General features: G+C 47.2%; 12 protein-coding genes. 10 read left to right on the top strand and 2 right to left on the bottom strand.

Annotation, left to right across the window (positions count from 1 at the left end; genetic code table 11):
• Positions 1 to 44: 44 nt before the first annotated feature.
• On the bottom strand, positions 45 to 1,859 hold the full coding sequence (locus DLE54_RS01635) for an amino acid ABC transporter ATP-binding/permease protein (protein ID WP_110816042.1): 1,815 nt from the start codon (positions 1,857 to 1,859) through the stop codon (positions 45 to 47).
• Positions 1,852 to 3,690 carry a thiol reductant ABC exporter subunit CydD gene (gene cydD / locus DLE54_RS01640; protein ID WP_110816043.1) on the bottom strand — a complete coding sequence of 613 codons (1,839 nt, stop codon included), beginning with the start codon at positions 3,688 to 3,690 and terminating at the stop codon, positions 1,852 to 1,854. Before cydD ends, DLE54_RS01635 begins: the two co-directional genes overlap by 8 nt.
• Positions 3,691 to 4,347: 657 nt before the next feature.
• On the opposite strand from cydD, the gene DLE54_RS01645 reads away from it, so the two are divergent.
• The 10 genes from DLE54_RS01645 to tilS all read left to right on the top strand — a co-directional run bounded on the left by DLE54_RS01645 (position 4,348) and on the right by tilS (position 17,618).
• Entirely contained in the window at positions 4,348 to 5,946 is a 1,599-nt protein-coding gene (locus tag DLE54_RS01645; RefSeq protein ID WP_011959616.1) for a cytochrome ubiquinol oxidase subunit I, read from the top strand.
• A complete protein-coding gene (gene cydB / locus DLE54_RS01650; protein ID WP_110816044.1) occupies positions 5,936 to 7,075 on the top strand; it encodes a cytochrome d ubiquinol oxidase subunit II in 1,140 nt (379 codons plus the stop codon). Before DLE54_RS01645 ends, cydB begins: the two co-directional genes overlap by 11 nt.
• Positions 7,076 to 7,101: 26 nt before the next feature.
• Positions 7,102 to 7,257 carry a cytochrome bd-I oxidase subunit CydX gene (gene cydX, locus DLE54_RS01655; RefSeq protein WP_011959618.1) on the top strand — a complete coding sequence of 52 codons (156 nt, stop codon included), beginning with the start codon at positions 7,102 to 7,104 and terminating at the stop codon, positions 7,255 to 7,257.
• Between the two features lie 214 nt (positions 7,258 to 7,471).
• Positions 7,472 to 8,776 carry a glutamate-1-semialdehyde 2,1-aminomutase gene (gene hemL / locus DLE54_RS01660; RefSeq protein WP_110817268.1) on the top strand — a complete coding sequence of 435 codons (1,305 nt, stop codon included), beginning with the start codon at positions 7,472 to 7,474 and terminating at the stop codon, positions 8,774 to 8,776.
• A gap of 319 nt (positions 8,777 to 9,095) precedes the next feature.
• Positions 9,096 to 10,616: an exopolyphosphatase gene (gene ppx / locus DLE54_RS01670; protein WP_110816046.1), complete on the top strand. Its 1,521-nt coding sequence runs from the start codon at positions 9,096 to 9,098 to the stop codon at positions 10,614 to 10,616.
• A gap of 52 nt (positions 10,617 to 10,668) precedes the next feature.
• Positions 10,669 to 11,475 carry an acetyl-CoA carboxylase carboxyltransferase subunit alpha gene (locus DLE54_RS01675; RefSeq protein WP_011959621.1) on the top strand — a complete coding sequence of 269 codons (807 nt, stop codon included), beginning with the start codon at positions 10,669 to 10,671 and terminating at the stop codon, positions 11,473 to 11,475.
• Positions 11,476 to 11,900: 425 nt separating this feature from the next.
• On the top strand, positions 11,901 to 12,110 hold the full coding sequence (locus tag DLE54_RS01680) for a cold-shock protein (protein WP_011959622.1): 210 nt from the start codon (positions 11,901 to 11,903) through the stop codon (positions 12,108 to 12,110).
• A gap of 310 nt (positions 12,111 to 12,420) precedes the next feature.
• Positions 12,421 to 14,757 carry an FdhF/YdeP family oxidoreductase gene (locus DLE54_RS01685; RefSeq protein WP_110816047.1) on the top strand — a complete coding sequence of 779 codons (2,337 nt, stop codon included), beginning with the start codon at positions 12,421 to 12,423 and terminating at the stop codon, positions 14,755 to 14,757.
• A 31-nt stretch (positions 14,758 to 14,788) separates the two neighbouring features.
• Positions 14,789 to 15,928, top strand: coding sequence for a formate dehydrogenase accessory sulfurtransferase FdhD (locus tag DLE54_RS01690; RefSeq protein ID WP_110816048.1), 1,140 nt, complete (start codon positions 14,789 to 14,791; stop codon positions 15,926 to 15,928).
• Between the two features lie 112 nt (positions 15,929 to 16,040).
• Positions 16,041 to 17,618: a tRNA lysidine(34) synthetase TilS gene (gene tilS / locus DLE54_RS01695; RefSeq protein ID WP_110816049.1), complete on the top strand. Its 1,578-nt coding sequence runs from the start codon at positions 16,041 to 16,043 to the stop codon at positions 17,616 to 17,618.
• Positions 17,619 to 17,818 lie beyond the last annotated feature (200 nt).

Consider the following 17,818-nt stretch of genomic DNA (forward strand, 5'->3'; position numbering starts at 1 on the left):
CGTATCTGAGTCAACACAGCAATTGGCCAAGCCCAGCAGCTGGCTTAAAGCTGGGTCTCAGGTAGGCTGATGCTGTCACAGAGCCCCATATCCCACTGATGATGGCTGACCACAATAAGTAGGTTTTGCTGTTGATGCTCACGCAAGTTTTGCCACAGCTGTGCTCTGGTAGGCGCATCAAGACCTGCAAAAGGCTCATCTAATAATAGTACGCGGCGCGGCTTTAACAGCAGACGCGCTAAAGCAATGCGGCGTGCTTGCCCGCCTGAGATGGCGGCACCATATTCGCCCAAAGCGGTGTCCAGCCCTTGTGGCTGCGCTTGTAGCCAGCCCAGTAGTCCCACCTTATCTAAGGCGGCGATTAGCTCTTCATCACTGGCTTCAGGTTTGCCTAGGCGCAGGTTGGCCGCCAAGCTTTGATCAAAGATATCAAGCTGCTGTCCTAAGTAGCCCAATTGGTCTTGCCAGTCATACTCAAACCAGTTTTTACCATTTAACTGAATCTCACCTGACTGCAGCGGCAGCTCACCAGCTAAGGCCTGCAGCAGGGTCGATTTACCACAGCCAGAAGGGCCTTTGATAATCAACGGCGTACCTGAGTTGACCGTGACACTCACCTCTTTTGCTCCGACTAAGGCCCCTTCAATCTTTGCTGAGACATAAATCAGCTCAGCTTGTAACGGCGCTTGGGGTAAGCGGTGCAGCGGCTTGGGTGCAGAGGTAGAAACCGTGTCAGTGTCAGTGTTAATGTTAATGTTAATGTTAATGTTAGCTTGATTGGGGGTAAGGGTCGGCCTTGAGCTTGATAACAAATCATTTAGCCGGTCTTTGGCAGCGATACTATTGCCTAAAGCCAAATAATGCTGACCCAGCGGCACGACAATCTCTTGAATACCGAGCAGCCCCAAGGTCACTGCCAATACCAATGGCACCTCAATCACCGATTGCAGCTTAGGCAGCAAGGTTGTCTCAGAGCCGCCTTGAGTGACGCTATAGATGGCGAACAATACGGTCAGCACTGCCAAATAAAACAGCCACTGAATCAGTAGCATATATACAGAGCGGCGCTTTTGGGCTTGCCATTGTAGTTTTTGAAGCTGATTGTCTTGTGCCACATAGCCTTGAGTTTGCGTCTGCCACTGCTGCCAAAGTAGCAGCTGGGTGATAATGGCCAGCGGCGATAGCAGCTGCTGGCGACGTGCTTCAGAGACTTGAGATAACTGCTTGGCCTGAGCGATGCCGTTATAACTGGCCAGTAAGGCAATCACTAGGCTTAAAGCCAGCAGCACATAAATAATGAGCTTAAAGCTTGACGCAATCGGAAGTGCCCAGCCTATAAAAACCCCCAATAGCAATACGCTTAAGCCGCCAATCAGCCAAGGCGAGATAACGCGTAAGATAAATTCGTCCAACTTATCGATGTCGCTGACCAATCGGTGCATATATTGTGAGGCTTGTAGGGCACTGCGCTGCTGAGTAAGCGGTAGTGCAGCTAAGCGGTTAAAAAAGCGAAGGCGCAGCGTTTTTAATAAATCAAACACCGCATGGTGTGACACCATCAGCTCGCCATAGCGCCCAGCGGTACGTGCCATGGCCAGCATCCGGATAATACCGGCCGGCAGCATATAATTAAAGCTGTGCGAGCCGACTGCAATCATTCCGGCCAGCGCCGCACCCGTAATAAACCACCCAGAGATCATCAGCAGCGCTATCATAGATAATGCAGTGATCAGCCCTAAGCCCCAAGAGATGAGCCATAAGTCAAACGAGGGCTTGAACATATCCCGAAGACGAAAAGCAGGGGTGTGGCGGGCTGCGCTATCAAGCTCGCTGTGTGAGCGGATCGGATGTTTACTCATGGTCTGCTCCTTGTGCCACACTTGCTGTAACCGGAGCGCTGATGGCAATCACCTTATCCAGCCAAGGCAGCTGCTCTTTGGCGTGGGTGACCCAAATCACCGTTTTGCCGAGGCTCACGTGCTGCAAAAGCTGATGAATGCGCTGCGCCGTATCAGGATCTAGATGTTCGGTAGGCTCATCAAGCAGCCACAAGCTGTCGTTTCTTAATAACAACTGAGCGATGCCCAGCCGCTGCTGTTGTCCCCCAGATAATCCCTGTCCTCGTTCACCTAACAAGGTGTCCATGCCTTGTGGTAGTCGTTCAATTAATGACCACAGCTCAACTTGTTTGAGTACTTCAATCAACTGAGCATCGCTGGCATCAGGATTGGCAAGACGTAGGTTCTGAGCAATGCTTAGCGGCATCAGCGCCACTTGCTGAGCCAAATATCCAAGCTTTTGGCGCAACTGCTCCGGCGCGATGTGCTGTAAGTTTTGACTAAAATTCTCAGCAGCATTATAAAGGGTGATATCACCTTGGTAGCTGACAAAGCCCATCAAAGCCTGTAACAGGCTTGACTTACCGCTGCCGCTTTCGCCCACTAAGGCCACGCGCGCTCCCGGCTCTATCTCTACCGTTAACGGCGCCAGACGGCTGCGATATACAGCAGCCGTACAGTCATTATCAGCTAAGGGCGCTGAATCTTCCTGTGGCGCTTGGATATCCACCACCGCTGTCTGAATACTAACCTTACTTAACTGTAGGCCAAAGCTTTGTGGTAATGTCGTGGTAGAAGTAGGGGGTGTGTTTGGCTGTTGAGGGATAACGACAGCATTGGTAGATTCGGCCGCGTTAATAATAGGCAGCAAGCTTTGGACAGCGCCTTCTGCTTCAGCTTTGGCGTGATAGTCTGCGCCCAGTTGACGCAGCGGTACATAAAACTCAGGTGCCAGCAGCAAGATGAATAAGGCACCGAAGTAAGGTACTGGCACATCACCTTTATCCCACGGCAAAATGCCCATTAGCCCAAAGCCTAAATAGACCGCGACCAAGGCAATGCTGAGCGCTGCCAAAAGCTCAAGCACCGCCCCATTTAAAAAGGCAATCTTTAACACATCCATGGTGCGGCGGCGATAGTCTTCGCTGCTTACAGCCAAATCATGCTCAGCAATAGGTGTCGCCTGTAACCGCTTAAGGGTGGGCATACCGCGGATCCAGTCCAAAAACCGGCCGCTTAATTGCGACAGGGCGCCAAACTGAGCGGCGCTTTTGCGGGCAGTTAAATGCCCAATTAAAATCATAAATATAGGCACCAAAGGCGCGGTCATCAATAACAAGGCTGCGGCAAATTTGCTTTGCCAAGCCACAGCGACAAGCAAGATGAGTGGGGTGCTGACCGTGACTTGTTTTTGGACACTAAAGCGGCTGATAAATCCATCTAAGGCATCGGTCTGATCAATGATTTGGCTAGAGAGGCTGCCATCACTGCCGAAGTGGCGCAGATTGGGTCCAAGCTTGGCCATAGTGATAAGTAGCGAGCTGCGTAAATCACTGCGTACTTGTAAGCTTGCCTGAGTGCTGAGCAGCTCACGGCCAGTATTGAGCAGTGGGCGCAGGGCAAAGCAGATGATCAGCCCCACAAACCAGCTGCCCGACACCCCGCTTGATAACGGCACTTGATTAAAATAGTTGCTCAACCAATGGCTAAATAAACTGGCCAATAACCACGCTTGCCACACAAATAATAAGCTGCTGATAACCGTCAGCAGCCACGCCATCGTTAACGGGCGACGCACTGTATTTACCAGCTTTTTTAAAAAGTCTTTTTCGGCAGTAGAAAGTGTTGCCATAGTGTCATCAATCTTAGGTAAGAAAACAGAAAGTTACTAAATACAAAACATAAAAGAGAAGGGCGTAAATTAGGTATAACATTTACCAATTATTGTAAGCTTACTGCAATCAAAAGCAAATGTAGCCACTGTGTGCTAATGTATCTAAGTTATTGATAATATAAGAGTGTAGAAAATTTAATAATTATTAGCCGAAGTCGCAGATACATAAAAGGCCAAACCAGCCCTAGCGAAACATTATATAATTATGTATTATATCCCCAGATTAATTCCATAATTAAACTATGGTTTTCAAAGAATGAGCCGTTCAGCTCATTGTCTGGCCAACAATCAAGTTAAGTTTCTTAAATAGTATTGATAAATATATTTTATCAGTACCCAAGCTGTATAGGCGTATAGTGTAGTAAAAGGTTTGCCTGTTTACCATTTGAGTTTAGTAAGGTGAGTGGGTAATGTTTTAGTATTTTCCTGACATCTAACGATTCTGAAAGATGTTAAAAATTATGGGTAACGCAGGATTGATCACTCAGTTGGTTTTTAGTGCATAGTAGGATGAGTAATTAGGGCGGATGAGCAAGGATGTGAGTGGACAGTGGGCCCTATGTTGTGCAGCTCAAATGATGGTGTGAATTAGTCCTTCTTTTTAGGAGGTTTGGTATGATTACTGAACATCTCGTTGATATATCCCGCTTGCAATTTGCGGTAACAGCGCTTTACCACTTTTTATTTGTTCCGTTAACCTTGGGTATGGTTTGGATTCTGGTGATTATGGAATCCGTCTATGTCACAACCGGTAATCCAATCTGGAAGGACATGACCAAATACTGGGGGAAGCTCTTTGGTATTAACTTCGCTTTAGGGGTGACCACAGGGATTACCATGGAGTTCCAGTTCGGGACCAACTGGGCCTATTATTCTCATTACGTTGGGGACATCTTCGGTGCGCCACTGGCCATTGAGGGCCTTATGGCCTTCTTCTTAGAGTCTACCATGGTGGGCCTATTTTTCTTTGGTTGGGATAGACTCTCGCGCGCTCAGCATTTGATTGTCACTATGCTAATGGCGCTTGGTACCAACTTGTCTGCGCTGTGGATATTGATTGCCAACGGCTGGATGCAAAGCCCTGTAGGCGCATCATTTAGCTACGAAACCATGCGTATGGAGATGGACAGCTTCGCAACCATCTTATTTAACCCTGATGCCCAAAACAAATTCGTACATACGGTATCAGCCGGTTATGTCACCGCCTCTATGTTCGTTTTATCCATCTCAGCTTTATACCTACTACGCAAACGTGACGTGCCTTTTGCCAAGCGTAGCTTTCAGGTAGCCTCAGCCTTTGGTATGGCTTCAATCTTAAGTGTTATCGTGTTGGGTGATGAATCAGGCTACTCTATTGGCGCCGCTCAGCAAACCAAGATGGCGACCATTGAAGCCATGTGGCACACCGAGCCTGCCCCTGCGTCCTTTAACCTGATTGCAGGTATTAATGAAAAAGAGCAAAAAAACGATTGGCAAATCCAAATTCCTTATGCGATGGGCATTATCGGTACGCGATCTTTAGATAAAGAAATCCCAGGTATTCATGAGATTAAAGAGGTCAACCGAGGCCGCATTATGAATGGGATGCAGGCAGTGGACTTACTTGAGCAGCTACGTGAAAATCCACAAGATGCCGCCTTAAAGACCCAGTTTGAAGCGGTAAAAGAAGACCTAGGCTTTGGCTTATTGCTTAAAAAATACACCGAAGATGTCACTCAAGCTACCCCTGATATGATCCAAAAAGCAGTGGATGACACCATTCCAGCGGTGAAGCCTATGTTCTGGTCATTCCGTGGTATGGTGGGGCTAGGCTTCTTGATGCTGGCGTTATTTGCAGTGAGCATGTGGCATACCATTAAAGGCAACTTTGCAGAAAAAACTTGGCTATTAAAGTGGGCGGTAATTATGTTGCCTGCACCTTGGATTGCCATTGAGCTTGGTTGGTTCGTGGCCGAGTATGGCCGTCAGCCTTGGACTATTTATGGGGTACTTCCGACCTATTTATCAGTAACTAACTTCAGTGTGGCCAACGTTTATGGCTCATTGGCAGGCTTTGTCGGTTTTTATACCATCTTGCTAATTATCGAAGTCTATCTGATGGTGAAGTATGTCAAGCTAGGCCCAGCCAGTTTAGGCACCGGCCGTTATGATGGGGAAACCCCACGTAATGTGACCCCAGTGCATAGCAATAAGGAGGTCAACGATGTTATTTGATTATGCAACTTTAAAATTAATCTGGTGGCTATTGGTTGGCGTATTGCTTATCGGCTTTGCCATTATGGATGGTCACGACATGGGCGTAGGCTCCTTACTGCCTTTCGTTGGTAAAAACGATGACGAGCGCCGTGTGGTAATTAACAGTATCGGTGCTCACTGGGAAGGCAACCAAGTGTGGTTTATTACCGCCGGTGGTGCACTGTTTGCCGCTTGGCCTATGGTTTATGCTTTAGCTTTTAGTGGGTTTTATTGGGCGATGATGGCGGTACTTTGGGCGCTGTTCTTCCGTCCTGTGGGCTTTAAATACCGCAACTTGGTCAAGGATCAAAGATGGCGTAATGCTTGGGACTGGGGTCTGTTTGTCGGCTCGTTTGTGCCAGCAGTGGTCTTTGGTGTGGCCTTTGGTAACTTATTCTTAGGCGTGCCTTTTAGCTTCGATCAAATGATGCGCTCTACCTACACAGGTAGTTTCTTCCAGCTATTAAACCCCTTTGCTTTATTGTGTGGTCTGGTCAGTGTGACCTTATTAATCATGCAAGGCGGCGCATATTTAGCACACCGTACCGAAGGCGTTATCCAAGATCGCACGGTCAAATACGCGATGATTTCAGCGATAGTCATGGTGGTGTTGTTCGTGGGTGCAGGCGTGTGGATCCAATCTATTGATGGCTACGCGATTACCTCTCAGATTGATCCAGCTGCTTTGGCCAATCCTTTGACCAAAGAGGTGGTGGTACAGCCGGGTGCATGGATGGCAAACTATGCAAAATACCCAATGGCTTGGGCTTTTCCAGCACTTGGTATCATTATGCCACTATTGACCGCTGTGCTCTTAAAAGCGCGTAAGACATTGACCGCTTTTGTTACCTCAAGCTTGGCCATTGTTGGGGTTATCATGACCGCAGGCGTCTCACTATTTCCGTTTATCATGCCATCATCGACTACCCCCAATGCCAGCTTAACCATCTGGGACAGTGTCTCAAGTCACTTAACGTTAATGGTGATGTTGTATGTCGTGGTGCTGCTACTGCCCATAGTGGTGTTCTATACCAGCTGGGCGTATAGCGTGATGCGCGGTAAAGTAACTGTGGCCTATATTCGCGAAAACGATCACACTTCGTACTAAGCTATCTACTTATCTAGGAGAAAATTATGTGGTATTTTGCATGGATATTAGGGCTTGGATTCGCTGTGTTATTGGCGATTGTCAATGCCGTTTGGCTTGAGCATGAGCAAGGCCGCCTTGACTCTTATAAACCTAAGCCTAAACCGAGTGAAAACCCAAATTTGAACAAAACGCTTAAATAAGCGCTAAGCTCAAATAAAGGTTAAATCGACAAAGATACAAAGTGGGCTCATCAGAGCTCACTTTTTTTTGTTAAGATAGTCAACATAAGTATTGATGCCCTTTTTTTAGCCCCTGTTTTTAGAACCCGTAACCTTTAAAATCAAAAAAGATAATAAGGTTTTTTTATCCATAAAATTAAGAGTGACTGTGATGAGTGAGACTATGAATATAAAAATGAGTACAAAGAACGAACAACTTTTTTTGCAAGCCAAAAAACACATTCCAGGTGGGGTAAACTCTCCTGTGCGCGCTTTCGCTGGCGTGGGCGGCACACCAGTATTTATGCACAAAGCAGCGGGTAGCAAAATCTATGATACCGAAGACAATGAGTATATTGATTATGTCGGCTCATGGGGCCCTATGATCTTGGGTCATGCCCATCCTAAAGTGATTGAAGCGGTAAAAGCTGCGGCCGATGATGGTCTAAGCTTTGGTACCCCAACCACGTTTGAGACCTCAGTGGCGGACATCATTTGTGATATCGTTCCAAGCGTTGAGATGATTCGTATGACCAGCTCTGGCACAGAGGCCACCATGAGTGCCATTCGTTTGGCTCGTGGCTACACTGGCCGTGACAAGATTGTTAAATTTGAGGGCTGTTATCATGGTCACTCAGACAGCCTATTGGTAAAAGCGGGCTCTGGCATGTTAGATATTGGCGAGCCTACCTCACAAGGGGTGCCTGCAGACTTTGCCAAGCACACCATCACCTTGCCATACAATGACCCACAAGCGATTAAAGACTGCTTTGAGAAATGGGGTGATGAGATTGCCTGTGTGATTGTTGAGCCTATTGCGGGCAACATGAACATGATCGTACCGAGTCAAGAATTCCACGATACTTTACGTGCGCAGTGTACTCAAGGCGGCGCTGTGTTGATTTTTGATGAAGTAATGACGGGCTTTCGCGTGGGCCTAAAAGGCGCGCAAGCACACTTTGGTATTGAGCCAGATTTAACCTGTTTTGGTAAAATCATCGGTGCTGGCCTGCCAGTAGGTGCCTTTGGCGGTAAGCGTGAAATCATGGAGTGTATAGCACCTATGGGCGGCGTGTATCAAGCAGGTACGCTGTCAGGCAACCCATTGGCGATGCGTGCCGGTATCGCTATGTTTGAAGATTTAACTGTGGAAGGCTTCTATGAGGGCGTGGCTGATAAAGTCACTTATCTGGTAGAGGGTATCCAAGCCGCGGCACACAAGCATGGCATTAAGCTACGCTCAACTAAGCTTGGCGGTATGTTTGGCCTGTTCTTCGTCAAAGATGAGGCCACGGGTGTTCCCCAAAACTTCGATGAGGTGACCGCTTGTGATATGGATAAATTTAACACTTTCTTCCATGGTATGTTAGATCGTGGTATTTATCTGGCACCATCGGCTTATGAAGTGGGCTTTATGTCTTCAAAACACACGACCGAAGACTTAGATGCGACCATCAAAGCCGCTGATGACGTGTTCGCTGAGATGTCAGCTGCGTCATAAATCGCTGATGCGCTGTTGGGCCTTTTTTGTTCTAGTCGCTTGCATGTTTTTTGCGGATTGGAATAAAAAAGGCTTTTTTTTTAAAGCGGTAATAGGCGCTTTGAAAAAAGGATTTTTGCTTAAATGTAAATGGACTTGGCCAATTATATTAAGACTTTGGTAGAATGGGGCAAGGCTTCGTTCTAGATTGGTATAATTGGCCCATAGCGCTGATTTAAAACTGCCGAAATAGGGCATGATTTAATTCAAAACATGATTTAATTCAAAAATAGCCACTAACTTTTAATCGTTGCATTCACTTAAGGTAAGACACCCGCCTATGCCAAATAACTTTTTAGCGAATGATGAACTCATGGCGGCCATTGATATTGGCTCAAACAGCTTTCACCTTGCTATTGCTCGCTTAGATCATGGAGAGGTGCGCAAAATTGCCTCTATGTCTGAAAAAGTGCAATTGGCTGCCGGCCTGGATAAAAATAAAATCTTGAGCGAAGACGCTCAGCAGCGTGGACTAGAGTGCTTGGCCAGGTTTATGGGGCGGCTTGATTCAGTATCGCCTGATAGACTGCGTATTGTCGCCACCAACGCCTTGCGTCAGGCCAAAAACTCTGATGAATTTATCCGCCGTGCGAATGAAATCTTACCAAAGCCCATTGAAATCATTGCTGGACGAGAAGAGGCACGCTTGATCTATTTGGGTGTGTCGCACACCAATGCCAGTAGTGATAAGCGCTTGGTCATTGATATCGGTGGGGGCTCAACTGAGTTTATCATTGGTCAAGAGTTCGATCCGTTATTGACCGAAAGTCTACAAATGGGCTGTGTGGCCTATACCCAGTGGTTCTTTGAGTCTGGCGATATTACCGAAAGCGCTTTTCAAGAAGCCATAGCCGATGCGCGCAAAGAGATTTTACGCATTAGCACCACCTATCAAAGAACCGGCTGGACCAGTGTGGTGGGCTCAAGCGGTACGATTAAAGCTGTGCGTAATGTCTTGGTCTCTCAAGGTTGGTCGGATGAGCAAGAGCGCATTACCTACCAAGGTGTGAAAAACCTACAAAAGCATTTACTAAAAATTGGCCGTGTAGAAGACATTGATTTAGAAGGGGTAAAAGAGCACCGTAAAGCAGTATTCCCTGCTGGTGTGGCGGTGCTGCGTGCGGCGATGAAGGTGCTGGGTATTGAAACCATTGCCTACTCAGATGGGGCGCTGCGTGAAGGGGTGATGTATGATATGCTCGGCCGCTTCGCTAGTGAAGATGTGCGTGATCGCAGCGTACAGGCATTAATTGAGCGCTATTCTGTTGATAAAAGACAAGCTCAGCGCGTGGTGAAAAGCTGTGAGAACCTCTATGATCAGACCCATGACGCTTTAGGGCTAAGCGGCGAAGACAATGACCTGCTACGCCGCACCGCTTATTTACATGAGATTGGTCTGGCAATCAGTCATAGCGGCTATCATCATCACAGCGCCTATTTGCTGCTGCATTCAGATATTCCTGGATTCTCCCAAGTGGATCAAGGCCGAATGTCACAGTTGGCACGCAATCACAGACGCAAACTAAAAACCGAAAATTTTGAACAAGCGCTGGAAGTAGGGGGCCCGAGTTTGGTATATTTGTGCCTCTTATTAAGGCTGGCCGTGTTGGTACATCGTAGCCGTAATGATCTAGATAAAAGTGCGCTCAAACTGACAGTTATTGATAAAAATCACTGGCAAGTTAGTGTAGAATCGGACTCCGAAGACTATGCGTTACTGGTATTTGATCTAAAAGACGATATTGATCAATTTAAGAAGTGGGGCGTTGAGCTTAGTGTGACTTGTGCTGGCGCCTACTAATTCATCAAACATCACACTATAAAATAATATAATTATAATTTAAGGATAAATCATGAGTTCTGTTTGGGAAAGTGTTGGACTGGCAAGGCATGCAAAGCGCCCGCTATTTTTAGACTATGTGAGTCAGCTATTTACTGAGTTTGATGAGCTGCATGGCGACCGAGCTTTTGCTGATGATAGAGCCGTTATAGGCGGGCTGGCCCGTTTTAATGGTGAGCCGGTATTAATTATCGGTCAACATCGAGGTCGCAGCACCCGTGAGCGTATCGCCCACAACTTCGGTATGGCCTATCCTGAAGGCTATCGTAAGGCCATTCGCTTAGTCAAGCTTGCTGAGCGCTTCAACCTACCCGTAATGACCTTTATCGATACCCAAGGTGCTTATCCGGGTGTGGGTGCTGAAGAGCGCGGTCAGGCTCAGGCCATTGCCGAGAGTATTGCCACTTTTAGTAGTCTAAAGACGCCAATTATTGTCACCATTATTGGTGAAGGTGGCTCAGGTGGTGCACTGGCTATCGGTGTGGGTGATAAGGTAAATATGCTTGAGCACAGTATTTACTCGGTCATCTCACCAGAGGGCTGTGCTTCTATTTTATGGAAAACTGCCGAAAAAGCCCCTGAAGCTTCTGAAGCACTGAAGCTCAATGCAAGTAACTTGTATAATATGGGCTTGATTGATGCCATTATTCCAGAAGGGGAAGGCGCGCATGTTGATGCCAAACCAGTTATGGAAAAATTACAAAAACTGCTTACTGAGCAGTTAGCAGAGCTAAAACAGCTAGACAGTGTCAGCTTAGTTGAGCAGCGTTATCAGCGTTTAAAAGGCTTTGACTCTACTTTAAATTTAGTAGAAGGCTAAATTAACTGACGCCATGTGATGACAGCCCATCTGCTTAAGCAAAAGTGAGGTCACAGGCTTTTTTACGGCATTAACATTAGGGTATTAATATCATTAGGGTATTAATATATAGTTAGATGCGTTAAGACAGGCTTAGGCCTGTCTTTTTTTTTGCCTAAAAACCCGTGTTAGAGTAATAAATACAACGGTCTAGGTTATATTTTTAAAATTTTTTAAAATTTAATCGGTATTATTTTAAGTTATTTTAAAATAAAGCTTGCTTAACGGTTCTAATCCACCTATACTGCAGTCCTGCTTGAGAGAAGCCCACAACAAATCATTACCTCGTAGTATTAGCATTAATCCTCCGTTTTAAGATTTACCGTAGTTGCTCAGAGCGTTACCGACCAAATTGGTCATTATGTTTTAAAATTAGGATTATATATATGTCAGATACTATCAAAGGTACAGTAAAGTGGTTTAACGAAGCTAAAGGTTTTGGCTTTATCGCTCCAGAAACTGGTCCAGACGTTTTCGCTCATTACAGCGAAATCGCAAGCTCAGGTTTCAAAACCTTAGCTGAAGGCCAAGAAGTTGAGTTCACCGTAACTCAAGGTGCTAAAGGCCCACAAGCCCACGGTATCACAGCTATCTAATTAGCGATGATGATTTAAAGTGGTGATCATTAAACACTCATTACTTTAGATGAATCAAAAAAAACGAGCCTTTGGCTCGTTTTTTTTCGTCTTAATTATTTATAATCTTCGGTCAAGGCCAAACAGTTTTGAAGATTTTTGTTAATCGTCCTGCCAATATAAATACCGCCTTGTATACTGGTTAGTTAGCATATTGGCCAAATGGCCTTTAGCCAGCCTTTGTGTGAATACGACTCATACAATACAGTAAATATAAGGCGTTATACTAAACTTGGGTTAATAAACACTGTTTTTGGTAATAAGGATTGTTATGCGAAAGATACCGGTTTATAACCACCCCGCTGCGGGTTGGTCGGCGTTGATTGATTCTTCTCGTGTGCTTATGGATTATAAGGCTTTTTTGCGCGGCAGCTTAAGTGTGTTTGGCAGCAACCAGCCCAATGGCGGTTTTGATTGCCCAGGCTGTGCATGGCCTGATCACAAATCGCATAAGACCATAGATGTCTGCGAGACGGGCATTAAGGTATTAGCCAGTGAGGTCATGAGCGCTAAGGCCGATGCTGATTTTTTTGCCAAGCATACCGTCAGCGAGCTGCAAGGCTATAGTGGTCATGAGCTTGAACAAGTAGGTCGTTTGGCTCAGCCCTTACAATACGATGCCAGTCAAGATAGGTATGTCCCCATTGCGTGGGAGGCAGCTTTTGAGCGTGTGGCTGAATACTTACACCGTCTTGAGTCACCGCATCAAGCGATGTTCTATACTTCGGGACGAGTGACCAACGAGCCGGCCTTTTTATTTCAACTGTTTGTTCGCAGCTTCGGCACCAATAACTTACCTGATTGCTCAAACATGTGCCATGAGCCAACCTCAGTAATGCTCAGTCGTCAGCTGGGCGTGGGCAAAGCGACTGTGGTATTAGAAGATTTCGAGCAGGCCAAATTGATATTGATGTTCGGCCAAAACCCGGCTACCAATCATCCTCGTATGCTCGAGATGCTGGCACACGCTCATGAGCAAGGTTGCCGCATAATCTCGATTAATCCGATGCGCGAGCAAGGGCTTAGCCGCTTTAGAAATCCACAAAAAGTGACCCATATGGTCAGTGGTGGCAGTGACCCCATGGTAGATGAGGTCATCCAAATCCAAATTGGTGGTGATGTGGCACTGCTCACGGGCCTTGCCAAATGGCTGATTGAGAATGACAACATAAACCATGAATTTATTGATCAGCATACTTCAGGCTTTGATGCCTTAAAAGCATGGGTTATGACCCAAAACTGGGCAGATATTGAGCGTGGCTGCGGCATTGACCAAGCTAAGATTGTGAGTCTTGCACAGCTGGTGGCGGATAGCCCCGCGACCATTTGCACTTGGGGTATGGGGATTACCCAGCACGTGCAAGGTGATGACAATGTGGCCATGATTACAAACTTGCTGCTTATGATGGGTATGATAGGCATAACGGGTGCCGGCGCTTCTCCGGTACGTGGCCACTCCAATGTGCAAGGCGATCGCACTATGGGTATTCATGAACGCCCATCTCAGGCGCTGTTAGACAGATTACAGCAGGTATTTGAGCGCCCGATGCCACAAGAGCACGGCTACGATGTGGTGTCCGGTGCTAAAGCCATGATACAAAAAAAGATAAAAGTATTTATGAGTATGGGTGGCAACTTCTCAGTGGCTGCGCCTGATACGCATGCCATCCAGCACGCTTTAACTGACAATCAGCTCAATGTCTTTGTGGGTACCAAGCTTAATGAAAGCATGCTGTATCCAGGCGAGGACAGTTTAATTCTACCGTGCTTAAGCCGCACTGAACGCTATATTACTGGCCGCGGAGAGCAGTTTGCCACTATTGAGGATTCGATGTGTCAAGTGGTCAGAACTCAAGGCCGCCTAAAGCCAATGAGCGATCATCTAAAGTCGGAGGCACAGATTGTGGCCGGTATAGCGAACGCCTTTTTTGGTAAAGACACCTCTATTAATTGGTCGATGATGGCAGAAGACTATGATGTGACACGCAATTATATTTCTCAGGCAATCAAAGGCTTTGAGAACTTTAATCAGCGCATTCGTGAAGTGGAGCGCGGATTTCATCTGTATCACCCAGCCCGTCATCATAAGTGGGAGACTGAGTCGGGTAAAGCGCAGTTTGAGGTGCCAAAATACGACATTACGTATGTGGCAGATGAGATGGCCAGCCAAGCAGATACCAAAGCGGATCCTGCCCGAGCGCAGATGGTCTGGCAGCTGACCACAGTACGCAGCCATGATCAGTTTAATACCACCATCTTTGGTCTTGAGGACAGGTATCGTCAGACCACGCATCGTGATGTGCTATTTATGCACCCTGATGAGATAAGCCGTCTGGGTTGGCAAGCGGGTGATAAAGTAGTGGTATCACGAGTCGACAGTCAAGGCGGCGCTCGCAGCTTAGGCCCTTTGGTATTGACCCAAATGGACATTGCGGCCAATGCGGTGGCGGCTTATTATCCTGAGTGTAATGACTTGATAGACTTAGACAGTCATGCCTTGGAGTCTTTGACGCCCTCCTACAAGTCGGTTACGGTTACCTTAAAAAAGGTAGACTTAGATGAACAACAACAAGCGATATCCGAGCCCAGCACTACAGCGACCGCTTAATGATGACCGATTTAACACTAATTAAGACGATATGGACAATACAGCAGCACATTTTGACTCACAGATAGGCGTGCCGGCGGAGTTACAACGCCGGTTGACTCGAGAGCACAGTGCGCAAATGCACCGTTTTACGCGCAGTGATGAGGCGTCTATAGGTGGTGGCAGCTGTGTTAGCAGTCGTACCCCCACTAAAGATGCTCAGCCATTACAGATTGAGACCCATCTGGCTACGTTAGCAGTAGAGGCGGCAGTGGCTTTGGTCATCAATGGTATTCATTATGCGGTGCTGATGGCTAGCCCCGCTCAGCTTGAGCATCTGGCACTGGGGTTTTTGTACAGTGAAGGCTTGATACAGCACAGTGGTGAGCTGCTCGACTGGGAGATTACCGCCATTAATAGTGTTGAGGATTTACAGGCTTTCGCACCCGCAAAGGAGTCACGTCTTATTGAGTCACAAGCTGCCGTAAACTGGGCGCATCTGCTCAGTGATTATGAAGCGTACGTCGTCACCTTAGTGCTCAATCAGCGCTGCCATCAGCGTATTTTAGCGCAGCGCCGGCAACTGGCTGGGCGTACAGGCTGCGGAATGTGCGGAATGACCGGATTGCAGCAGGCTTTGCCGGATCTAAGCGCCTATAGTCGTTATGCTACAAGCGATGAAGCATCAAGCTCCCCCAACTATCCAGTACAGCCTGTCAGCGTAGAGCAAGCGGCGTATGGTCGTGGTGATAACGCTATTAATGGCCGTGCTGATAATGGCTCGCCTAATAGCAGTGCCGACAAGCAGACACGTCCAAACCTAGAGCAGTTATTACAAATTAGAGCACTAATTGAGTCGACCCAAGCCACGCATCAGCTAACGGGCGCAGTACATGCAGCAGCAACTTGGTATCAAGGAGAGCTGTACTTGTTTGAAGATGTCGGTCGACACAATGCACTGGATAAGCTTATTGGGTGGCAGCTGCGCAATCAAGTGGCGTTAGAGTTTGTGGTCATGACCTCAAGACTGTCGATTGAGCTGGTTCAAAAAGCAGTGCGTTGTCGTCTGCCTTGGCTGGTTGGTATGTCAGCACCAACCAGTACTGCGGTACGGGTGGCACAGCGTTATGGGCTGGGCTTAGCCGGCTTTTTGCGAGATAATAGAGTGACTTATTATGGTGATAATGTGTAGGCGTGCTTTTTAAGCCGTTATTTTAATACGTTACTGTTTGCAGATTAGTTTTTTGTAGAGCAGCGCTTGCAGTGCAATGGCTGACAGACTGGCTAAGAGGCCGCAATTTATTATGACTACCCCTGTCTGTATTTCACAGGCCTTTATGGACAGCTTTCATGCCCATCACGCACAGCTACTTGGTAAACGGGTTTGGCTGGCTTGTAGTGGGGGGCGTGACTCTTTAGGACTGGCGCTATTGTGCCGTACTTTGTTCGATCAAGGCCGGCTGCCTTTTTTGCCGCAGCTCATTCATGTCAATCATGGGATGCAAGCTGCCAATGATCAGTGGGCGCAGCAAGTGGCTCAGTGGGCGCAGCAGCATGATATGGCCTGCCAAATTATTGGTCTTAATTTAACTCATAAAAGTGAGCAAGCGGCGCGCGATGGTCGCTATCAAGCCATGATGCAGCTGATGAATCAAGATGATGTCTTAATACTGGGCCATCATCAAGACGATCAGGTCGAGACTTTATTGATGCGGCTGTTTAATGGAGCCGGGGTGACGGGTTTGGGCGCCATGCGTGAGTGGACCTCAAAGCAGGCTCATACTGCGCAGTTGCCATCAGATGTTAATAAGCCGCGTAAACGCATCTTTTTGTGGCGGCCTTGGCTAGAGATTAGCCGAGCTCAGATTACTGAATATGCCCAGCGCCACAATCTAAAGTATATCGATGACCCAACCAATGTGGCACAGTCGCCATCAAAGCTTGCTTTGCAGACGCTAAATGATAGAGCTTGGCTGCGCAGTGTGTTGTTGCCGCATATCACTGAGCGCTACCCGCAAGCATCTGAGGCCATGGCGCGTACGGCGCAGCTTATGCAGCAGGCCAGTGACAGTATTGATGAGCAAGTGACGCAGGATTTGGCGCAGGTGGCTCTAGCCGCTACTGAGCAGCAGTCTGTGATTGCCTTAGATAAGCTGGCAGGGTTATCTGCACCACGGCAAGCGGCGCTTATTCATCACTGGCTCGCCCCGTACCCTAATCAATTGCCGCCCTCAAAGCGCCTAGTGGATGAGGTGCTTGCACTTAGCTTTCGCCAAGACAGCAACCACCAAACTTGTCTTTATTTCGATGCTGGCAGTGAGCAGTATCAAGTACGCCGTTATCAAAATAAACTGTATCGCTTACAGCACGCCTATGCCCAGTGGCTACAGATGATGCCGCATCAAATACACTTACCGCTGGCGCACAATGCTGAGGAGCTATCTTTAAACCTAGCAGATACCGATGTTTTATCTTTAAAGCAGTCGGGGCTAGAGTTTGATTGGCAATTAACTGGGGTGAGGGGGTTGATGGCACATTTAGCCCGTTTGTTAAATAGCGCGGATGCTAAAGTAACCCCCTGCCAGCTTATCTTTGAGCCCTTGCCTCGGACAATTAAACTGGCTCTGGCGGGGCGTAGTGGGCGTAAGTCGGGCAAAAAGCTGCTACAAGCTTTAGATCAGCCAAGCTTTAAGCGTGGCTCTGTGGTGCTGTGCCGCTTAGATATGATGGGCTCTGATGGTATTTTGCAGGACTCATCCACTGCTGTCCCCTTATTTATTATCTGTATCGATAGAATTTGGGTGCTGCAAAGTCAGTTTACCGCTTTAATTAATCAGCTTTTGGCCACTGAGGTTCTAAGCACTCAGATTTTAGAGTGTTAATGTCTAAATAGCTGATGTCTAAACGTCAAAACTTTAAGCGCTTAAATAAAATCATATCCGCCTAACTTATGTGCGAAATCATAACCATATCTATTCATTAAAATCTTAAGAAAAGCGCCGCGAGCATTTGCCTGCTGCGTCAATACTATAATCTGTAAAGTGATGTGATACACTAGCAGCCATATCAGTACAAATTTTGT

The sequence above is a fragment of the Psychrobacter sp. YP14 genome (assembly GCF_003209315.1).
In the GTDB taxonomy this organism is placed as follows: domain Bacteria; phylum Pseudomonadota; class Gammaproteobacteria; order Pseudomonadales; family Moraxellaceae; genus Psychrobacter; species Psychrobacter raelei.